Origin of the sequence: Paenibacillus sp. FSL H8-0548 (assembly GCF_038630985.1) — a bacterium.
In the GTDB taxonomy this organism is placed as follows: domain Bacteria; phylum Bacillota; class Bacilli; order Paenibacillales; family Paenibacillaceae; genus Pristimantibacillus.
The window spans coordinates 5914544-5930990 of the sequence record NZ_CP152049.1; the positions used below are offsets into that span (position 1 = coordinate 5914544).

Annotated in this window: 18 protein-coding genes; 6 read left to right on the top strand and 12 right to left on the bottom strand. The window is 44.3% G+C overall.

The window, feature by feature from the left end:
* Positions 1-193 precede the first annotated feature (193 nt).
* From MHI37_RS25340 to MHI37_RS25355, 4 genes are all read left to right on the top strand, one after another.
* Entirely contained in the window at positions 194-1516 is a 1323-nt protein-coding gene (locus MHI37_RS25340; RefSeq protein ID WP_076339889.1) for an extracellular solute-binding protein, read from the top strand.
* Positions 1517-1612: 96 nt separating this feature from the next.
* Entirely contained in the window at positions 1613-2509 is an 897-nt protein-coding gene (locus MHI37_RS25345; protein WP_076339890.1) for a sugar ABC transporter permease, read from the top strand.
* A complete protein-coding gene (locus MHI37_RS25350; protein ID WP_076339891.1) occupies positions 2506-3345 on the top strand; it encodes a carbohydrate ABC transporter permease in 840 nt (279 codons plus the stop codon). The genes MHI37_RS25345 and MHI37_RS25350 overlap by 4 nt, the downstream gene beginning before the upstream one ends.
* Before the next feature lie 11 nt (positions 3346-3356).
* The gene (locus MHI37_RS25355; protein WP_076339892.1) at positions 3357-4748 is read left to right on the top strand and encodes an alpha-glucosidase/alpha-galactosidase; all 1392 of its coding nucleotides are present in this window, start codon (positions 3357-3359) and stop codon (positions 4746-4748) included.
* Positions 4749-4903: 155 nt separating this feature from the next.
* Here MHI37_RS25355 and MHI37_RS25360 read toward each other — a convergent pair whose 3' ends face one another.
* Positions 4904-6355, bottom strand: a complete 1452-nt coding sequence (locus MHI37_RS25360; RefSeq protein ID WP_076340179.1) for an IS1182 family transposase — start codon at positions 6353-6355, stop codon at positions 4904-4906.
* A gap of 253 nt (positions 6356-6608) precedes the next feature.
* Here MHI37_RS25360 and MHI37_RS25365 point away from each other — a divergent pair, with 253 nt between their 5' ends.
* Positions 6609-6734 (top strand): hypothetical protein, encoded by a 126-nt coding sequence (locus tag MHI37_RS25365; RefSeq protein WP_256710710.1) that lies wholly within the window; start codon positions 6609-6611, stop codon positions 6732-6734.
* A gap of 101 nt (positions 6735-6835) precedes the next feature.
* Here the strand turns inward: MHI37_RS25365 and MHI37_RS25370 are convergent, their stop codons facing one another.
* The 4 genes from MHI37_RS25370 to MHI37_RS25385 all read right to left on the bottom strand — a co-directional run bounded on the left by MHI37_RS25370 (position 6836) and on the right by MHI37_RS25385 (position 9454).
* Complete coding sequence (locus MHI37_RS25370) at positions 6836-7105, bottom strand: DUF2277 domain-containing protein (RefSeq protein ID WP_076339703.1); 270 nt, start codon at positions 7103-7105, stop codon at positions 6836-6838.
* A gap of 120 nt (positions 7106-7225) precedes the next feature.
* A complete protein-coding gene (locus tag MHI37_RS25375) occupies positions 7226-7774 on the bottom strand; it encodes a hypothetical protein (protein WP_076339702.1) in 549 nt (182 codons plus the stop codon).
* Between the two features lie 265 nt (positions 7775-8039).
* Complete coding sequence (locus tag MHI37_RS25380; protein ID WP_076339701.1) at positions 8040-8351, bottom strand: hypothetical protein; 312 nt, start codon at positions 8349-8351, stop codon at positions 8040-8042.
* Positions 8352-8431: 80 nt separating this feature from the next.
* Positions 8432-9454 carry a cation diffusion facilitator family transporter gene (locus MHI37_RS25385; protein WP_083676564.1) on the bottom strand — a complete coding sequence of 341 codons (1023 nt, stop codon included), beginning with the start codon at positions 9452-9454 and terminating at the stop codon, positions 8432-8434.
* Between the two features lie 255 nt (positions 9455-9709).
* On the opposite strand from MHI37_RS25385, the gene MHI37_RS25390 reads away from it, so the two are divergent.
* Positions 9710-9877: a hypothetical protein gene (locus MHI37_RS25390; protein ID WP_179090325.1), complete on the top strand. Its 168-nt coding sequence runs from the start codon at positions 9710-9712 to the stop codon at positions 9875-9877.
* Between the two features lie 159 nt (positions 9878-10036).
* Here the strand turns inward: MHI37_RS25390 and MHI37_RS25395 are convergent, their stop codons facing one another.
* The 7 genes from MHI37_RS25395 to MHI37_RS25425 all read right to left on the bottom strand — a co-directional run bounded on the left by MHI37_RS25395 (position 10037) and on the right by MHI37_RS25425 (position 16442).
* Positions 10037-10630, bottom strand: a complete 594-nt coding sequence (locus tag MHI37_RS25395; protein WP_076339700.1) for a DJ-1/PfpI family protein — start codon at positions 10628-10630, stop codon at positions 10037-10039.
* A 181-nt stretch (positions 10631-10811) separates the two neighbouring features.
* A complete protein-coding gene (locus MHI37_RS25400; protein ID WP_076339699.1) occupies positions 10812-11357 on the bottom strand; it encodes a 50S ribosomal protein L25 in 546 nt (181 codons plus the stop codon).
* A 275-nt stretch (positions 11358-11632) separates the two neighbouring features.
* The gene (locus MHI37_RS25405) at positions 11633-12601 is read right to left on the bottom strand and encodes a metallophosphoesterase (RefSeq protein ID WP_076339698.1); all 969 of its coding nucleotides are present in this window, start codon (positions 12599-12601) and stop codon (positions 11633-11635) included.
* A gap of 2 nt (positions 12602-12603) precedes the next feature.
* Positions 12604-13581, bottom strand: coding sequence for an ABC transporter ATP-binding protein (locus MHI37_RS25410; RefSeq protein WP_256710709.1), 978 nt, complete (start codon positions 13579-13581; stop codon positions 12604-12606).
* Positions 13529-14590 (bottom strand): ABC transporter ATP-binding protein, encoded by a 1062-nt coding sequence (locus tag MHI37_RS25415; protein WP_076339696.1) that lies wholly within the window; start codon positions 14588-14590, stop codon positions 13529-13531. Before MHI37_RS25415 ends, MHI37_RS25410 begins: the two co-directional genes overlap by 53 nt.
* Positions 14591-14602: 12 nt before the next feature.
* On the bottom strand, positions 14603-15454 hold the full coding sequence (locus tag MHI37_RS25420) for an ABC transporter permease (protein WP_179090324.1): 852 nt from the start codon (positions 15452-15454) through the stop codon (positions 14603-14605).
* A 1-nt stretch (position 15455) separates the two neighbouring features.
* Positions 15456-16442, bottom strand: a complete 987-nt coding sequence (locus MHI37_RS25425; RefSeq protein ID WP_083676563.1) for an ABC transporter permease — start codon at positions 16440-16442, stop codon at positions 15456-15458.
* Positions 16443-16447: the final 5 nt, after the last annotated feature.

Here is a 16447-nt window from a genome sequence, read left to right on the forward strand (position 1 = left end):
ATACTATCGTGATCAGGGAGAAACCAAGGAGCATCCAAGATAAAAATGATACGTTAGCTGATAAAATGATACTGCGGAATGGGATTGCTCAAATAATGATACTTAAATCTAAGATTAGATGCCTTATGTAAACAAGCAATCAATCCTATACTTTAGAAAGCGTTTCCAATAAAAACAAAAGGGAGAGGTTAACATGCAGCGATTAAAAGGATTAAACGGTTTCATTGCTTTAATAGTCATATTTTCAATCATCATCTCGGGTTGTTCCTCCGGAAATCAGGACAAAGAAAACCCAGGCAGCGGCTCGGAGGAGAAGGTTACCCTGCGCTTTAGCTGGTGGGGAGGCGACGGACGCCATCAAGCTACGCTTGCAGCTATTGAAGCTTACAAGAAGATAGCACCGAATGTGACGATCGAAGCCGAATACCAGGGCTTTGACGGCTACGAGCAAAAGGTCAAAACACAGCTAGCCAGCGCTACGTCTGCCGATATTATCCAGCTTGACGTTCCATGGATGAAGGAATTGACGAAAAATGACTTTTTCCTCGATCTTAGCAAGCAGGAAGGACTATCACTGGAGAGCTTTGATCAAGACTTCCTGAATAATTTCAGCGTATACAATGACAAAATGGTAGCGCTCCCTTCCGGCGTAAATGCTTATGCGCTCGTCATTAACAAGACGGCAGCCGATAAACTCGGCGTACCGACCGATATTCAATGGGACTGGGATACCCTCTATGAGGAAGGCAAGAAGCTTCATGAAAAAGACAATACCAAGTATTTGCTTCTTGCTGACCACGGCATGCTGATGCAGGATTTTACGAACATGCTGAAGCAGCGCACCGGAACCCAGTGGATCAATGAAGATTACACGCTGGGCTTTTCGAAAGAGGAAGCTGTTGGTGCCTTGGAGTGGATCGACAAGGCAATGAGGGCGGGCGTATATCAGCCGCTCGGAGAATCTGATTTATTTTATGGCAAGACCGAACAGAATACCAAATGGATCAATCAGGATATTCCGATCATCTCGGCTATGAGCAGCACACTCTTGTCGCTTCGCTCGGTGCTGCCTGAAGGTGTAGAGGTCATAACTGCCTTGCCTGCCATCGATAAAAATGCGAAAGACTCAGCCGTATTGGTAAGACCTTCGCAGCTGATTGCAGTAAGCAGCAAGTCGAAGCATCCGGAAGAGTCCGTGAAATTTCTGAACTGGCTGATGAATGACGCAGAAGCAGCGGTTATCTTAGGCGATGTCCGCTCCATTCCAGCATCCTCTTCTGCGCAAACAGCTGCGGTAGAGGCAGGAAAAATAGACGAAGCGATTACGAAAGCAGTCGAAATGGGTCTGAAAAATGCAGGCATTGTGGATAATTCGATCGCTACGAACTCGGAGGTATCCGCTCTGCTGCAGGATATCATCGAGAAAGTTGCTTTCGGAAAGCTGACGCCAGACAAGGCAGCGCAAGAGCTGGTTAGCAGCCTGGAGAAAAAACTGAAAGAGCTGCAAGGAAGATAATCAGACTTAAAAAACGGAGTGTACGCCAGTAATAGATTAGCGAATCTGCTGGCGTGCTCCCTACTCATTTTGGATAGAGAATAGGAGTGTGAGCCAGTGGCCAGGAAGAAGCGCAGCTTTCGGTATATCGGACTTATCTATGTTCTTCCATGGATTCTGGGACTGCTCATTTTTCAGTTGTATCCCTTCATCGCTTCATTTTATTATTCCCTGACGGATTACAACATGGTGAATGCCCCCAAATTCATTGGTTTGGACAATTATAAACGAATTTTTATGAATGATCCCGGATTTACTCAAGCTTTAAAAGTAACGTCAATCTATGTGGTTCTTGCCGTGCCGGTGAAGCTCGCCTTCGCCTTATTCGTTGCTGTCGTGCTTAGCGCCAAGCTCCGAGCCATTAATTTGTTTCGAACCATCTATTATTTGCCCTCGATTCTTGGCGGGAGTGTGGCGATTTCTGTGCTTTGGCGGTTCCTGTTCATGAAGGAGGGCGTCGTCAACAGCTTGCTGGCTAATGTAGGCATTCCTTCGATCGATTGGCTGGGCAACCCGGATATCGCGCTGTATACGCTCGGTTTATTGTCGGTTTGGCAATTTGGTTCCTCAATGGTCTTGTTTCTAGCAGGTATTCAGCAGATTCCTAGCGACCTGTACGAGGCCGGTTCCATCGACGGTGCTTCCAAGACCCGTATGTTCTTTAAAATTACCGTGCCGCTGCTGACGCCGATTGTCCTGTTCAACCTGGTCATGCAGATGGTCAATGCGTTCCAGGAATTTACCGGCGCCTTCGTTATTACGAATGGTGGACCGATGAAATCTACTTATCTCTATGCTTTGAAGCTGTATGAGGAAGCCTTCACCTTCTTTAAAATGGGGTACGCTTCAGCGCTGTCATGGGTTTTGTTCGCGATTATTATGGTCGTCACGGGCATTATTTTCAAAACCTCTAACCGCTGGGTCTACTATGAAGACGGAGGTAAAACCAAATGACTCACGCTAGCTCGAATAAGTGGTTGTCTTATGCGCTGTTGATATTGTTAGGCTTTGTCATGATTTATCCGTTATTATGGCTATTTGTATCGTCGTTTAAGACCAATCAGGATATTTTCGGATCCAGCAAGTTGTTTGCGGATACCTATGTTTGGAATTCCTATTCCTTGGGCTGGGCAGGAACTGGCCAATACGGCTTTCAGCATTTTTTTGTCAATACCCTTAAGCTGGTTCTGCCTACGGTCGTTCTGACGATCGTCTCGAGCGTTATCGTGGCTTATGGCTTTTCACGGTTTACGTTTCCGCTCCGGACATTCTTGTTCTCTATCATGATGGCAACGTTGATGCTGCCTGATGCTACCGTTATGATTCCGCGTTATATCCTGTTCAATAAGCTCGGCTGGCTGGATACTTATCTGCCGTTTATCGTACCATCGGCTTTCGCAACCTCGGCTTTTTTCATCTATATGCTGATTCAGTTTTTTCGGGGATTGCCACGGGAACTGGATGAATCGGCTACAATTGACGGCTGCAATTCGTTTATGGTTCTCATTCGAGTGCTGCTGCCCTTGTGCAAGCCGGCTCTTTTCTCGGTAGGTATCTTCCAGTTCATATGGACCTGGAATGACTTCTTTAATTCGATTATTTATATCAGCAGCGTAAAAAAATTCACGGTCTCGCTTGGCTTGCGCTTGTCGCTGGATGCCTCCTCGGCCGTTTCCTGGAATCAGGTGCTTGCGATGTCGGTTGTGAGCGTCGTTCCGTGCATAGTGCTATTCTTTTTGGCACAGAAATATTTTGTTGAAGGCATCTCGACTACAGGATTAAAAGGATAAGGAGTAACGCTATGAACACAAATGAGAAACGCAAAGAGAACGTTCAAATCGCTTATATCGGAGGCGGCTCCCGCGGCTGGGCTTGGGGATTGATGAGCGACCTGGCCGCAGAAAGCGAGCTTGCCGGCACCGTTAAGCTGTATGATATTCATTATGAATCGGCCGCGCAAAATGCGATCATCGGCAACAGGCTATCGCAAGCAGCTGACACGCAGGGCAAGTGGAGCTATGAGGCGGTACCTGCATTGCAAGACGCTTTGCAAGGTGCGGATTTTATCATCATTTCCATATTGCCAGGAACCTTTGCGGAGATGGAATCGGATGTCCATTTGCCCGAAGAATACGGGATTTACCAGTCGGTTGGTGATACGGTCGGGCCCGGCGGGCTTGTCCGAGCGCTTCGTACCATCCCATTATATGTCGATATTGCGAATGCGATCAAACAATATGCGCCAGACGCGTGGGTCATTAATTATACGAACCCCATGACGCTATGCACGAGAACACTTTATGAGGTGTTCCCGGAAGTGAAGGCCATCGGATGCTGTCACGAGGTGTTTGGCACGCAGCATTTGCTCGCTTCCATGGTGGAGAGTAAGCTGGGAGTCGCTTCGGTTGACCGACGGGAAATCAAGGTTAATGTACTGGGCATCAATCATTTTACATGGCTGGACAGAGCCTCTTACCAAGGCATAGACTTGTTCCCGCTTTACCAGGAATTCGTTGAAGAGCAGTATGCGGAAGGCTATGAAGGCAAGAAGAAGGGCCACTGGCTCAACGATCACTTTGCATCAGCGCAGCGGGTCAAATTTGACTTATTCCGAAAGTATGGTATGATTGCCGCGGCTGGTGACAGGCATTTGGCGGAGTTTATGCCGGGCGAGCTTTATTTAAAGGACCCGGAAACGGTGCAAAGCTGGAAATTCAGCCTAACGAAGGTAGATTGGCGGAAGAAAAACCAGACGGAGCTTTATGCCAAGGGTCAACGGCTAGCGGCTGGAGAAGAAGCGTTTGTGGTGAAGCCTACCGGCGAGGAAGGCATCGAAATGATAAAAGCATTACTTGGAATGGGTGGACTGATTACGAACGTAAATATGCCGAATCGCGGACAGATCGAAGGTTTGCCCGCGGGAGCCGTCGTGGAGACGAACGCGGTATTCAGCTATAACCACGTAAGCCCAATTCTGGCTGGCAAGCTTACTCCTGAGGTGGAGCAGTTGGTGCTGCCGCATGTAACGAATCAAGAAATGACGCTTCAGGCCGCCTTAAACAAAGACAAAGCTTTGGCCTTTCAGGCTTTCATGAACGATCCGCTGGTCAGGCTGCCTGAGCAAGCTGGCGCAGCATTGTTTGGAAAAATGCTTCAGAACACGAAATCAATGCTGCCTGGCTGGGAACTGTAGCAAAAACAATAGAAAAAAAAGCAATCCCTTTTTGAGCAGGCCACTGAAAATCTGTCGTTTTTAAATGCACAAGCATGTCTCTGCACAAAACAAAGGCTAATTCCATTCGAGATTGAATGAGAATTAGCCTTGTTTTATGCATTTTCTGCCCTATTCTACTTCATTAGTTTCAATATCCGCTTCACATTGACCGTGAATATCGCCACGGCACCTTGCATCTCCATTCCTAATAAACCCGAGGCATCGGCTACATCATACCCGTGTCGGTGCTTTAGTTCGCTATTCTTCGCTTCAATTTTATAGCGTTCTTTTGCCTTCTCTTTGAAGTACTCACTATCTTGAAATTCCTTTTGTCCGCTATGTTCTGCTGATTTAATGCTAACCGAGTACGTCTTTGTCTTTGCTCCTTCTTTATAGCAGCCATCTTTGAAAGGACATTGCTGACATTTGTTTATATCAAAATAAAAGGTGTTGACTTGGTTTTTCGCTACATTCTTTGTTCCAGTTCTTGCCTTGCGGATGGCCATATGTCCAGCTTTGCACACGTACATGCCTGCATCTTTATTGAAATCAAATTCGTCCTCTTTACGACGAGCGCCATCTGAAATCATTGGATTTAATTTGGATACCAGTTTAAGTTCGTTTTCATTGGCGTACTGGATATTATCCTTTTCTGAATAAGCGGTATCCCCAATAACGGTGTCAATCTCCATACCTGTTTCTATACTCTTCTCAATCAAGGTTTGCAATTGCTTTCCATCATTCTTTTCTCCCGTTGTCACGATAGCGGCAGTGATGATTCGCTCTTCATTCATGGCAATATGTGTTTTGTAACCAAAGAAGGAAGAATCGGCTGACTTGTGTCCCACACGAGCATCCGTGTCGTTTGAGAGTTGCAATTGCTCATGATGATCCGCTACTATCTCTTTCAAGTAGTTCAGCTTTTCCTGAACTTTTGGATATTGGCTGATGGCTTCTTCCTTTTCAACAACCGCAATCACTTTTTGACAATACGCCAATTCATCTGTTAATTCGTTGGTTGTTGTTTTCGATGGAAATTTCTCTTTCATCGATTCGTCGATCTGGTAGACAGCTTTGCGAAGTAATTTTGATTTCTCGATTAAGAATTCCTTCGGCGATTGCTGATTATATCTTGCTTTTGTATGTGTCGCATCTACGATGATTGATTTGCTTTTAATGAGTTCTTTTTCCAAGGCGATTTCTACTGTTTTTTGGATAAGCATATCGAGCAGAAGGATATCTTTCAAGCGAAGCTTGCGAAACTTCGTTAATGAACTGGGATTGATAACTGCGTCTTCTGGCGCCATATCTAAGAAATATTTAAAAGACATGTCGTATTTTGAGCGTTCAACCACATCTACGTCCGATAAATCGAAGATGGATTTCAATAACAAATATTTAAACATCCGAATAGGGGGAACAGCATTTCGACCATTGTCCAAACAATAATTCACTTCTAACTCTTCATGGATAAAAGAGAAATCCACAAGGTCATTAATCTCTCGAAGCATATTATCTTTAGGGACAACGATATCGTATATGCCCATATAAGGACTAAGGTTTAAGCTTTGTTGATTTGAAATCATCCGGGTCACCGCCTGTTTATTGTTACCTCTATTATACAAGAAAACAGGGTACTCTTCCGCATCTCTGCGGAAGAGTACCCTGTTTTTAATTAAAGGACTTTTTCAGTGGCCTCTTTTTGAGAAGGGGCTGCTTTTTTTCGTGCTGTCGCTGGACTACCCTACGCGATGAAACGATTAATGCTCATTACAGAACAACAAGATATTTTTGAAGAAGCGGAATTCGAGAAACGGACTGGAGTGTCACTCTACAGCTTTGAAGCATGGTTTGATTAAGGGGACAACCGAAAATGAATTTGGAGCTAACCTTGAAGCATCAAGAGCTGAAGCATTAACGCTAATTTTACGTGCAATTGATTATGCTGCTCCAATTAAAGAATAAGCTTTAAACTACACAAATTCTGTAGGAACTTGTAATATATGAATGGCTGCATATCGTATTAAAAGGAAGAGATCGAGTCATAACGATCTCTTCCTTTTTTACTATTTATCGAATCTTTTGGCATTTCTAATGCGGGCTCGTTCAATTTCAATCTCTCGGTCACGCGGCTCTGCATTCGTAATCAATGAATCCAACAGCTTCTGCGCAGCAGCAGCCACTTCAAGCACTGCTAGACTGAATGCCTCCTCGTTCGCCTTGGAAGGTGTATTAAATCCAGATAGCTTTCTTACGAATTGAAGCGAAGCTGCTTCAACCTCGGCATCCGTAGCCTGCGGCTCGAAATTAAATAACGTTTTAATATTTCTGCACATCGTCATCTCTCCTTCGCTCGCTTATCGTTATCAAATTATAGTAGCATAAAGAAGATTAGCAATCATATGCAGCCGCCACAACAATGAAAAGAAGCTACTTCTATTTGGATTATCTCACACTTATTCTAAATTAATTTCAATGTTATCCGTACCGATAATTTTAATCCCATCTTTAATTCTCGATCCAATACTTACAGCGAACTTCAGAGCGCGTTCTAGTTCATCATCTTGATACGCTAGGTCAATAACAACATAACCATAGCCACCAGAATGCTTGGATGCCGCTATAAATTCCCTGGAAATTTCCAGGTAGGTACTCCATTTCACATTCTCGCTTTTGGTCGTCAATATTGTTAGTGAATCACTAGGATCTACTTCCTGATTGCCTTGAGGATAACTGCTTTTAACCCCAGATATATGCCAACCACTAGGAAAGTAAAAAGCGACCCCTCCCCAATCAAGAGGATCAATATAAAATAAAGCAACAATTTGTGCACTAGCTTGCTTTCCATTGTAGAAGATCGTTCCATCGACTGAAGTTTTTAAATCCGTATGTTCAGATGTTATACTAAAGCTCTCGACTTTTGTAATTCCGTCATTAGTCTCGACACGATCATTGTTATTATCATCATTTAGGTTGGACAAAAGGAAAACAAATAAAGCAACCAATAGAATGCCTATTCTAGGGCGATATTCGTTGGTTTGGAGCGAATTCTAGTGCAATAGTACAATGTAGCCATCTGAAATAGCTCTCATGTGAGGTTTTCATTGTAATAAGTGCATTGTAGGCGCTTCTCCTTGTCCTTCATCTAGCCATGACTTGTACTGGAGAAACGAAGTGTCGCCTTTGGAGTCCTTATGCTCACCTGGAAGTCTCTAAGAAATTCAAACCGTCTGGATGCCTCCTATTATGAGCGTTGCAACATCGAGTCCTCTATAAATCTTCAAAACCAACGACCAAAAAAATGAGAAAACAGACGACGATAATATGAATCAAAGAAAATACAATAAGAAAAGAAACAACACTTCTATCTGTTTCAGAAAAACTAGAACCGCTGCGTAATTTATATAAGGAAAAACCAATAATATTGGTAATAAGCAGCGACTGCGCTAACCATTTCGAAGCAGTAATAAAGGCTGGAGTATTATTTACAGTCGGGATTAAAAACCAGTGAAATGGTTCAAACCGCAATGAACAGATGATCATGACCCATGCCATAATTTGAATGGACAATGCTAATGCCATTTTTCCTGCAATGAGAGCTCACCTTCTTCCTAAACGGTATATCCTCCTAAACGTAATATTTTGGAAAAAGGTTACTCTGTTTATACTTTTAATTCAGGATGCTTCAATTGTGACTTCTCAATCTGTATCGTCGTATGCTCAATATGGAAATCAGCTGAAATAACCTTTATCGCTTCCTGCAGCACGATTTGGCAATCGATATGATCTTCGACGGTCAAATGGCAGCTCAAGGAATCAAGTCCGGATGTAATCGTCCAAATATGAAGATCATGCACGTCATTAACGCCCGCGATTTGACGCAGCGTCTTCTCCACTTGCTTCGCATCGACATGAGAAGGTGTTCCTTCCATTAAAATATGGACGGTGGATTGAATCATTCCCCAAGCACTCTTCAAAATAAGGAGAGCAACAATAACGCTAATGATCGGATCGGCGATATACCAAGAGAACAAGGACATTAATATTCCGGCAATAATGGCACCTACTGAGCCAATGGCATCCCCAATCACATGAAGGTAGGCGCTGCGCACATTCAGATTATCTTTTGTATCAGCCTTGCGAATAAGAAACCACGCGCTCGCAAGATTAGCAAGCAGCCCAATACTTGCAATAATCATCATCGTCCCGCTCGCAACCGTTGGCGGCTCTCCGAACCGTTTAAACGCTTCGACGATAATGAATGCCGCAATAACAAACAGCGTGATTCCATTAAATAGCGCAGCTAATATCTCAAAACGATGAAAGCCAAAGGTTCGATTGGATGAGGACGGACGAACGGCAAACCCAAGAGCAACTAGACTTAGCGCTAGCGCTGCCGTGTCGCTCAGCATATGTCCTGAATCCGATAGCAGCGCCAAAGAGTTCGTGATCAAGCCTCCTGCAAACTCCAATATCATGATTCCAGCCGTGATAATCAGCGCAATGAGCAAACCCGCCTTATTATTAGGGGCATGCGAATGTCCGTGATGACCGTGTGCGTGCCCGTGATGATGTCCATGAGAATGATGGCTGTGGCTATGGTCATGTTCTCCCTCATGATTTTCTTTACTTGACACAATCTTCTTTTCTTTTTTTGCTTCTTTGTCTTCATTAGCTTTACTCATTTGGCATTCCCCCGATTCATTGTACAAATACAACGATAGTAGTCTGTATCATAATAAGTTATTTCATCACCATAACATATGAATACATGCTCATATGTATATTATATGTAATTGTATCCAATGATGCAACCACTGCTCGTTACAACATACTTCAAGAGACCCTGTCTAATTTTCAAAACACCAGTCATACATATTACTATCCAAACTGTGGGAATATAGGAGTGCTGTTATTAAAATAAACAAGGAGGTCCTCCCATGACTGAAAATCAGAACGAACCGACGAAGACCGAGGTTCAGACTACAAAGCTGAATAAAATTCCTGCCCTGAAAAAAAATGACACAGAGTTTTCTGCGGAAGTAGCTGCGGAAGCATTTGAGCAAAATCAATCGGCAAGCGAAGCTCATGAAAATAATGAACAATAACGTTCTAATCACCTCTGCTGTTAAGTGATATAGCTCTTACTTAAATTTAGACTTCTCATGGTTACAGCAAAAAAGACACCTTCACGGTGTCTTTTTCTTCTGATATTCGTATGCAAAGCCAGCGCATGAAAGCCACTGGCCCTTTCGCTATATTAAGTATTAATTCGTAGTTGAGGTTAGTTCCTTGTTCGACGTCCGGCCCAGCAGATTTAGAAATTCGCGCATAAATCCAGGGAGATCAGGCCATGCATGACCCGACACTAAATTGCCGTCTACATGCAGTGTCTCACTTGCATATTCTGCGCCTAGTGATTCGACTTCCAGCTTGCACGCATTGTATGCCGTTAACGTTCTGCCTTTGAAGTAGGAACGGTCTGGCAGCGCCAGGAATACCTGGGCACCGTGGCAAATCGCACCTACAGGCTTGTCCGCATCCAGAAAGTGCTGGACAATTCGCGGAAGGTCTTGATCATTGCGGATAAACTCAGGAGCGCGTCCGCCTGGGATGATCAAGGCATCGTAGTCAGCGGGCTCCACGTCCGCAAAGGCTATATCGGACGGCAGCAGATGAGCTGGCTTCTCCGAATAGGTATCCCATCCCTCAATGAAGTCGTGGCATACCGTATGCAATGTCTTCTTCCTCGGCGAAGCGATCACCGCCTCGTAGCCCTCTTCCTTTACGCGATAGAATGGATAATAAACCTCCAGAACCTCTGCACCGTCACCGGTTAGAATAAGCACCCGTTTGGACATTTTACCCTCTCCCAACTGTAAATTTATGTAACGCCTTTTTCTATTATGTGTATAATCTGCAAGCGTCGTCAATGGTGCTTAAGAACGGGAGCAAAGTGTCGAATTACGCAAAAACACGTCGTACCTGCAGGTAAGCTACAGATACGACGTGTTTTTGATAGTTGAAACCTAATAGGATGAGTTAAGGCTTCACTACAGATACGAGAAATTCATTTTTACCGGAAATTAGTGTAACCTCAGATGACAACTCCAAATCCTTCACATAGATGGATTCTCCGATATTCATGCCGCTGATGTCATACTCGATCACCGATGGCAGATGCCTTGGCAAAGCTTCTACCTCAATAAACTCGGACTGAATTTGCACGACTCCGCCCTGCTTCATTCCGATTGGGTTGCCATTGAACTTGATCGGAATCTTGGTGCGTACGATCTGGTTAGTCTGCACTTGCTGGAAATCAACATGAATCAAGTCACGCGTTACCGAGTCCCGCTGGAGATCCTCGAGCAGTACGGACACCGACTCTTTCCCTTCAAGCTGTATATCGATAAAACCAGAAGCACCTTGCTTCAACCACCTATGAAATTCTATCGTTGAAATATGAATCATCTCATTTTCTACATTTCTACCAAACACAATACCTGGCAGACGTCCTGATTTACGTAGATTACGAAGCCCCGATGTATTCAAATGTGTACGTTTCTCTGCTTGCATAAATGTCGTCATGCTTAACTCTCTCCTCTTTATTAAAAGATTTTTGCGCTGTTTCCTTAGTCGCTGAATCTTCCCCGTAAGGGGCTAAAGAGCGAAACATAGCATCACCACCTCCATGTTCTGCCGATTACGGCACAATACATTTAATGTAAAACTCCCATAGATATACACGAAGGCACCCCACTTCGGAAAGTGGAATGCCTACCTGTAACCCACACCATATCATAGAAACGCTAAGATGTCGAATCAAGACGCTGGTCAATTACGTGCAAATGCGATTGATTCGGCTATTTTGAGAATCTCAGCTTCTCACTACTATGTTTTTCTATGACTGGTCCGAAAATATAATGCATGTCTATATCGTATCCCGGCTCATTCTCAAATTGTTCGGCATTCGGATTGAATACACTGCTGGATATATAACAATGGTCTGGATCCCATTCCACTAGGCGAATGCGGCCCTCTCCGCCAAGCTCTGCCGCTTGCCAATTTTGAAAGCATTGCAGTACCTGATTGCCATGCACGCCTGCATCAATGCGATGACTCACATGCTCAGGAATGTGATGTCCTGAAAAAACTGCTTTTAAGTTAGGATAGTGCTTCAAATAACTTTGCCACATTTCTTCACCATCGCAGCCCGAAGCGACTGCCACGTATTTTTCCTTTGGATTTGTGCGGTCCCCCGCTTTGACTCTCTCACCATACATATACATATAGCTGTGGGTAACAACAATGACCTGATGGTCAGCATAACGCTTCACGATTTCGTCTACCCATTCCATCACTTCTATACGAGGCACAAATTCTAGCACAAGCACAAGCAAATCTATATTGTCCATATGTATACAGGCATACATATTCTCTGCCTTATACGGCTCAAACGCTCCGCCAAACCAAGGCATATGCTCCATTCTGTACAAGCCGAAATATTGGTTAAACATCTTTAAATCCCGATGTTGGTGCTCCGGAATGGGACCGCTGGTTGAAATAATAGGTGTATCATAATCATGATTGCCTGGTGCAATAAGAAGTGGAATATTGGCTTGATCTAGTCCGCTCAGCGCTTTCTCTGCCGCGTGGTACTCCTCTTCCGCATCAGCCCCTTGATCCACCACATCTCCGACATGCAGGACCATTCGTATGTTTAATTCGGAGGCATGCTTCGTAATCCACTTTACAGATTTGCATAGCAGCTCTGAGTGATGTCTTGTGAGCTTCTGCGTATCCGGCATAATGACAAATGAGAATTTCCCCATGATCAATTACCTCCTTGTTCATTTAAAATACAGGCGACCAGATGTCCAGGTGTCATCTCCTTTAACTCCGGCACGATTCGTTCACAGTCCTCCTTCGCTAGAGGACATCTCGTTCGAAATACACAGCCGCTAGGCGGATGAACCGGACTCGGCATATCACCATCAATTGGACGCGTTGCTTTTATAATAGTAGGATCGGGCTCTGGAACCGCATCGAGCAGTGCTTTCGTATAAGGATGAGCAGGCACATTAAAAACTTCCTCTACTGTACCAACCTCTACTAATTTGCCAAGATACATGACAGCCACCCGATCGGCAAAATATTGCACCACGGACAGATCATGTGAAATCATTAATATGGTTAAACCCAGCTCTTCACGCAAATCAGAAAGCAAATTAATAATTTGCGCTTGTACGGATACATCTAATGCGGATACCGGCTCATCCGCGACCAGAAACCGCGGTCTTGTTACTAAAGCTCTAGCAATCGCTATTCGCTGTCTTTGGCCACCGGACAATTGATGAGGAAATTTCCCCAAACTATCCTGCGGCAGCTGAACATGCTCGAGAATGGTGCGCACAGCCTGCTCCTGTGCCTGCTTCGTACCTAGTTTGTTCACATAAAGCGGCTCTCTAATAATATCCATTAATTTCATTCGAGGATTCAGCGAGCTGTTGGGGTCTTGGAATACCATTTGCATTTCTTTCCGCAAGGGACGCATCTCTTTCGTCGATAAATGCGTGATCTCCTCGTCTTGAAAGAAAATTTGTCCAGACTGTGCTTCATTCAAGCGCAGCAGGGCTCTTCCATAAGTGCTTTTTCCCGAACCGGATTCACCAACTAAGCCGAGCACTTCGCCCTTATACATAGATAATGAAATATCGTTAACGGCCCTAACCCACAGTTTCTTGCGAATAGATGGAAGCTTAAAGTAAACACTCAAGTTTTTCGTGCTGGCCATTATGCTGCGCTGCTCCAACTTGCTGCTCCTCCTCTCTAACCAAACACCGAACAAGGTGCGTACCATCAATAAAAGTCTCATTGGGAAGCTCCCTCGTACAACGCTCCTCAGCTTCTTTGCATCTCGTATGAAATGGACAGCCTGTCACTATTTCGTTTGGACTAGGCACTGTACCTTGAATGGCTTCCAGTCGATCCCCTAAGGCAGAACGCAAGCCCTTCTTCGGAAGCGACCCTATCAGCATTCTTGTATAGGGATGCTGCGGGGATGTGAACAATTGCTGCACTGTCGCATATTCAACGACAATTCCGCGATACATAACAGCAACTCGGTCAGCAAATTGGACGACAATGCCTAAATTATGCGTAATAAACATAATCGACATATTATTTTCTTGCTTAATTTGCTTCAGTAAATACAAAATCTGAGATTGAATCGTGACATCTAATGCTGTTGTCGGCTCATCGGCAATTAGCAGCTTCGGATTACAGGCCATCGCAATCGCGATCATGACGCGCTGCTTCTGCCCGCCTGACAATTGAAACGGGTAGGCTTTCATTCGATTGGCGGCATCTGGTATTCCTATAGCCTCCAATGAAGCTAAAGCTTGCTTCTTTGCCTCACGACGCGATAGCCCTTTATGCTTAGTAAGCACCTCTATAATCTGCTCTCCGACTGTAAGCAACGGATTCAGAGCTGTCATCGGCTCCTGAAATATCATAGAAATAAGGGAGCCGCGAATACGTTCATATTCTTTTGGACTCATGCTGGTAAGCTCCAGCTCATTATGATCATCTGTATGCAATATAATCTGGCCGTTGACGATAGAATTGGCCACTGGTGAATTTTCACCGATCAGCCCCATAATCGATAGTGCTGTAAGACTTTTACCACAGCCAGATTCCCCGACAATCGCAATCGTCTCTCCCTTATAAATATCCAGGTTGAAGCCGTTAACGGGATAAATATGTTTTTCCCGTCGTTTAAAACCAACCCGCAGCCCTCTAATTCGAAGTAATGGATCCATCTCATAGCTCCTCTATTCCATATTGTTGGAAATATTCATGCGGTCTCTGAACCAGTCGCCAATCGTCTGCATAAGCATCGCCATCAACACGATAAGGAGCGAAGGTACAATAGAAATCCACCATGAGGTCATTAAGTAATTACGACCTTCCCCTACCATTCTTCCAAGACTGGCTGTTGGGGGCTGAATGCCTATTCCCAAAAAAGAAAGTGAGGATTCCATCGTTAGCACAGAAGGAAAATATAGTGTCATCATGACGAGAATAGTAGGCAATATATTCGGAAAAATATGTTTGGTCATAATATACAAGGCCGAACCTCCTGATGTCTGAGCAGCTTCTATATATTGATTTTCGCGAAGTGAGAGAACCAGTCCCCTCACTACTCTCGCGTAATTTTCCCAGTTAGCTAATCCAATTAATATGATGAGGACAATGGTATCCGTGCCAAAAATAACGATACCCATAAGCAAAATAAGAGTATAGGGGACCGCAAATTGAAAATCAACGAGCGCCATAATAAGCTTATCTACCCATCCGCCCACATAACCGCTAATTAGGCCGGCTGCAACACCGACGATACAGCCAATAACGAGCCCCACCGCAGCAATGCTAAAGCTGGTTTTCATTCCATAAATAATTCGGCTCATTAAATCTCTTCCTAGTTGATCCGTACCAAGCACATGCTCCCAGCTGCCATTCAGAAATACAGGAGGTGTATTGTTATCGAGCAGCTTCGTGGAATTGGGATTATACGGCATAATCCAATCCGCAAATACAATAACAATAAATAGAAAGATTACGAGGATCATGCTTAGCCTAACCTGCCATGGAATATAGGACCATTTTTTCAATAATGCACTCACCTTATCCCGCCTTCCGAATCCTTGGATCAACGATCCCATACAGGAAATCAACCAATAAATTGACTACGATAACAATAAATGAGAAGCCAACAACCGCAAACTGAATTACCGGAAAATCCTTGTTCATAACAGCATCAACCAGCAGCTTTCCAAGCCCCGGCCATGAGAATATACTTTCTACGAACAGCGCTCCGCCAAGTATATTAATGACCAGCATCCCGAGTACAGTAACCAAAGGTATTAACGTGTTACGAAAAGCATGTTTGAGAATGACGAGCGATTCACTAAGGCCCTTCGCTCTAGCCGTACGAATATAGTCTTGTGACAAAACCTCTGTAAAGCTTGTATATACATAGCGTGCAATCGTTGCAATCGGATGAACGGATATGGAAACTACAGGCATAATATAGCTCTGCCAGCCGCCCATTCCCATACTAGGAAGCAGCTTTAAATAAAAACTGAAAATAACAATCATCAGAATGCCAACGACAAAGCCGGGTACAGAATATCCAAGACAAGCGATAAACATCAGCAGCTTCGCCAGCTTGCTGTTTGGCTTTAATGAGGCGAGTATACCGACAGTAATCCCAATGACACTGCTCAGAAGAAAGGCCCATATACCAAGCTTTAAGGTTTCTAGAGCAGCCGTTTTGAAAATAAGTGTGACCATACGGCCATCATGAATGCTTGTCCCAAAGTTGCCGCGTAGAGCCTCCTGCAAATAGATTTGAAATTGCACATAAATCGGCCTATCTAATCCATAATGCTCCATCAGCAGCTGCTTCTGCTCATGAGTCAATCCGTCAGGAAACATCATGCTGAAGGGGTCTCCAGTTAACCTCGCACCGATAAATACAAATATCAGCACGGCCAAAATCGTTAGTCCAGCCTTTATCACCTTTTCTATTGCAAAGAAGTACAATCCAATCACTGCTTCCTGATTGAGAATAATAGAGCTGCTATGAAGGAAGGCATGCACATCCCGCATAGCAG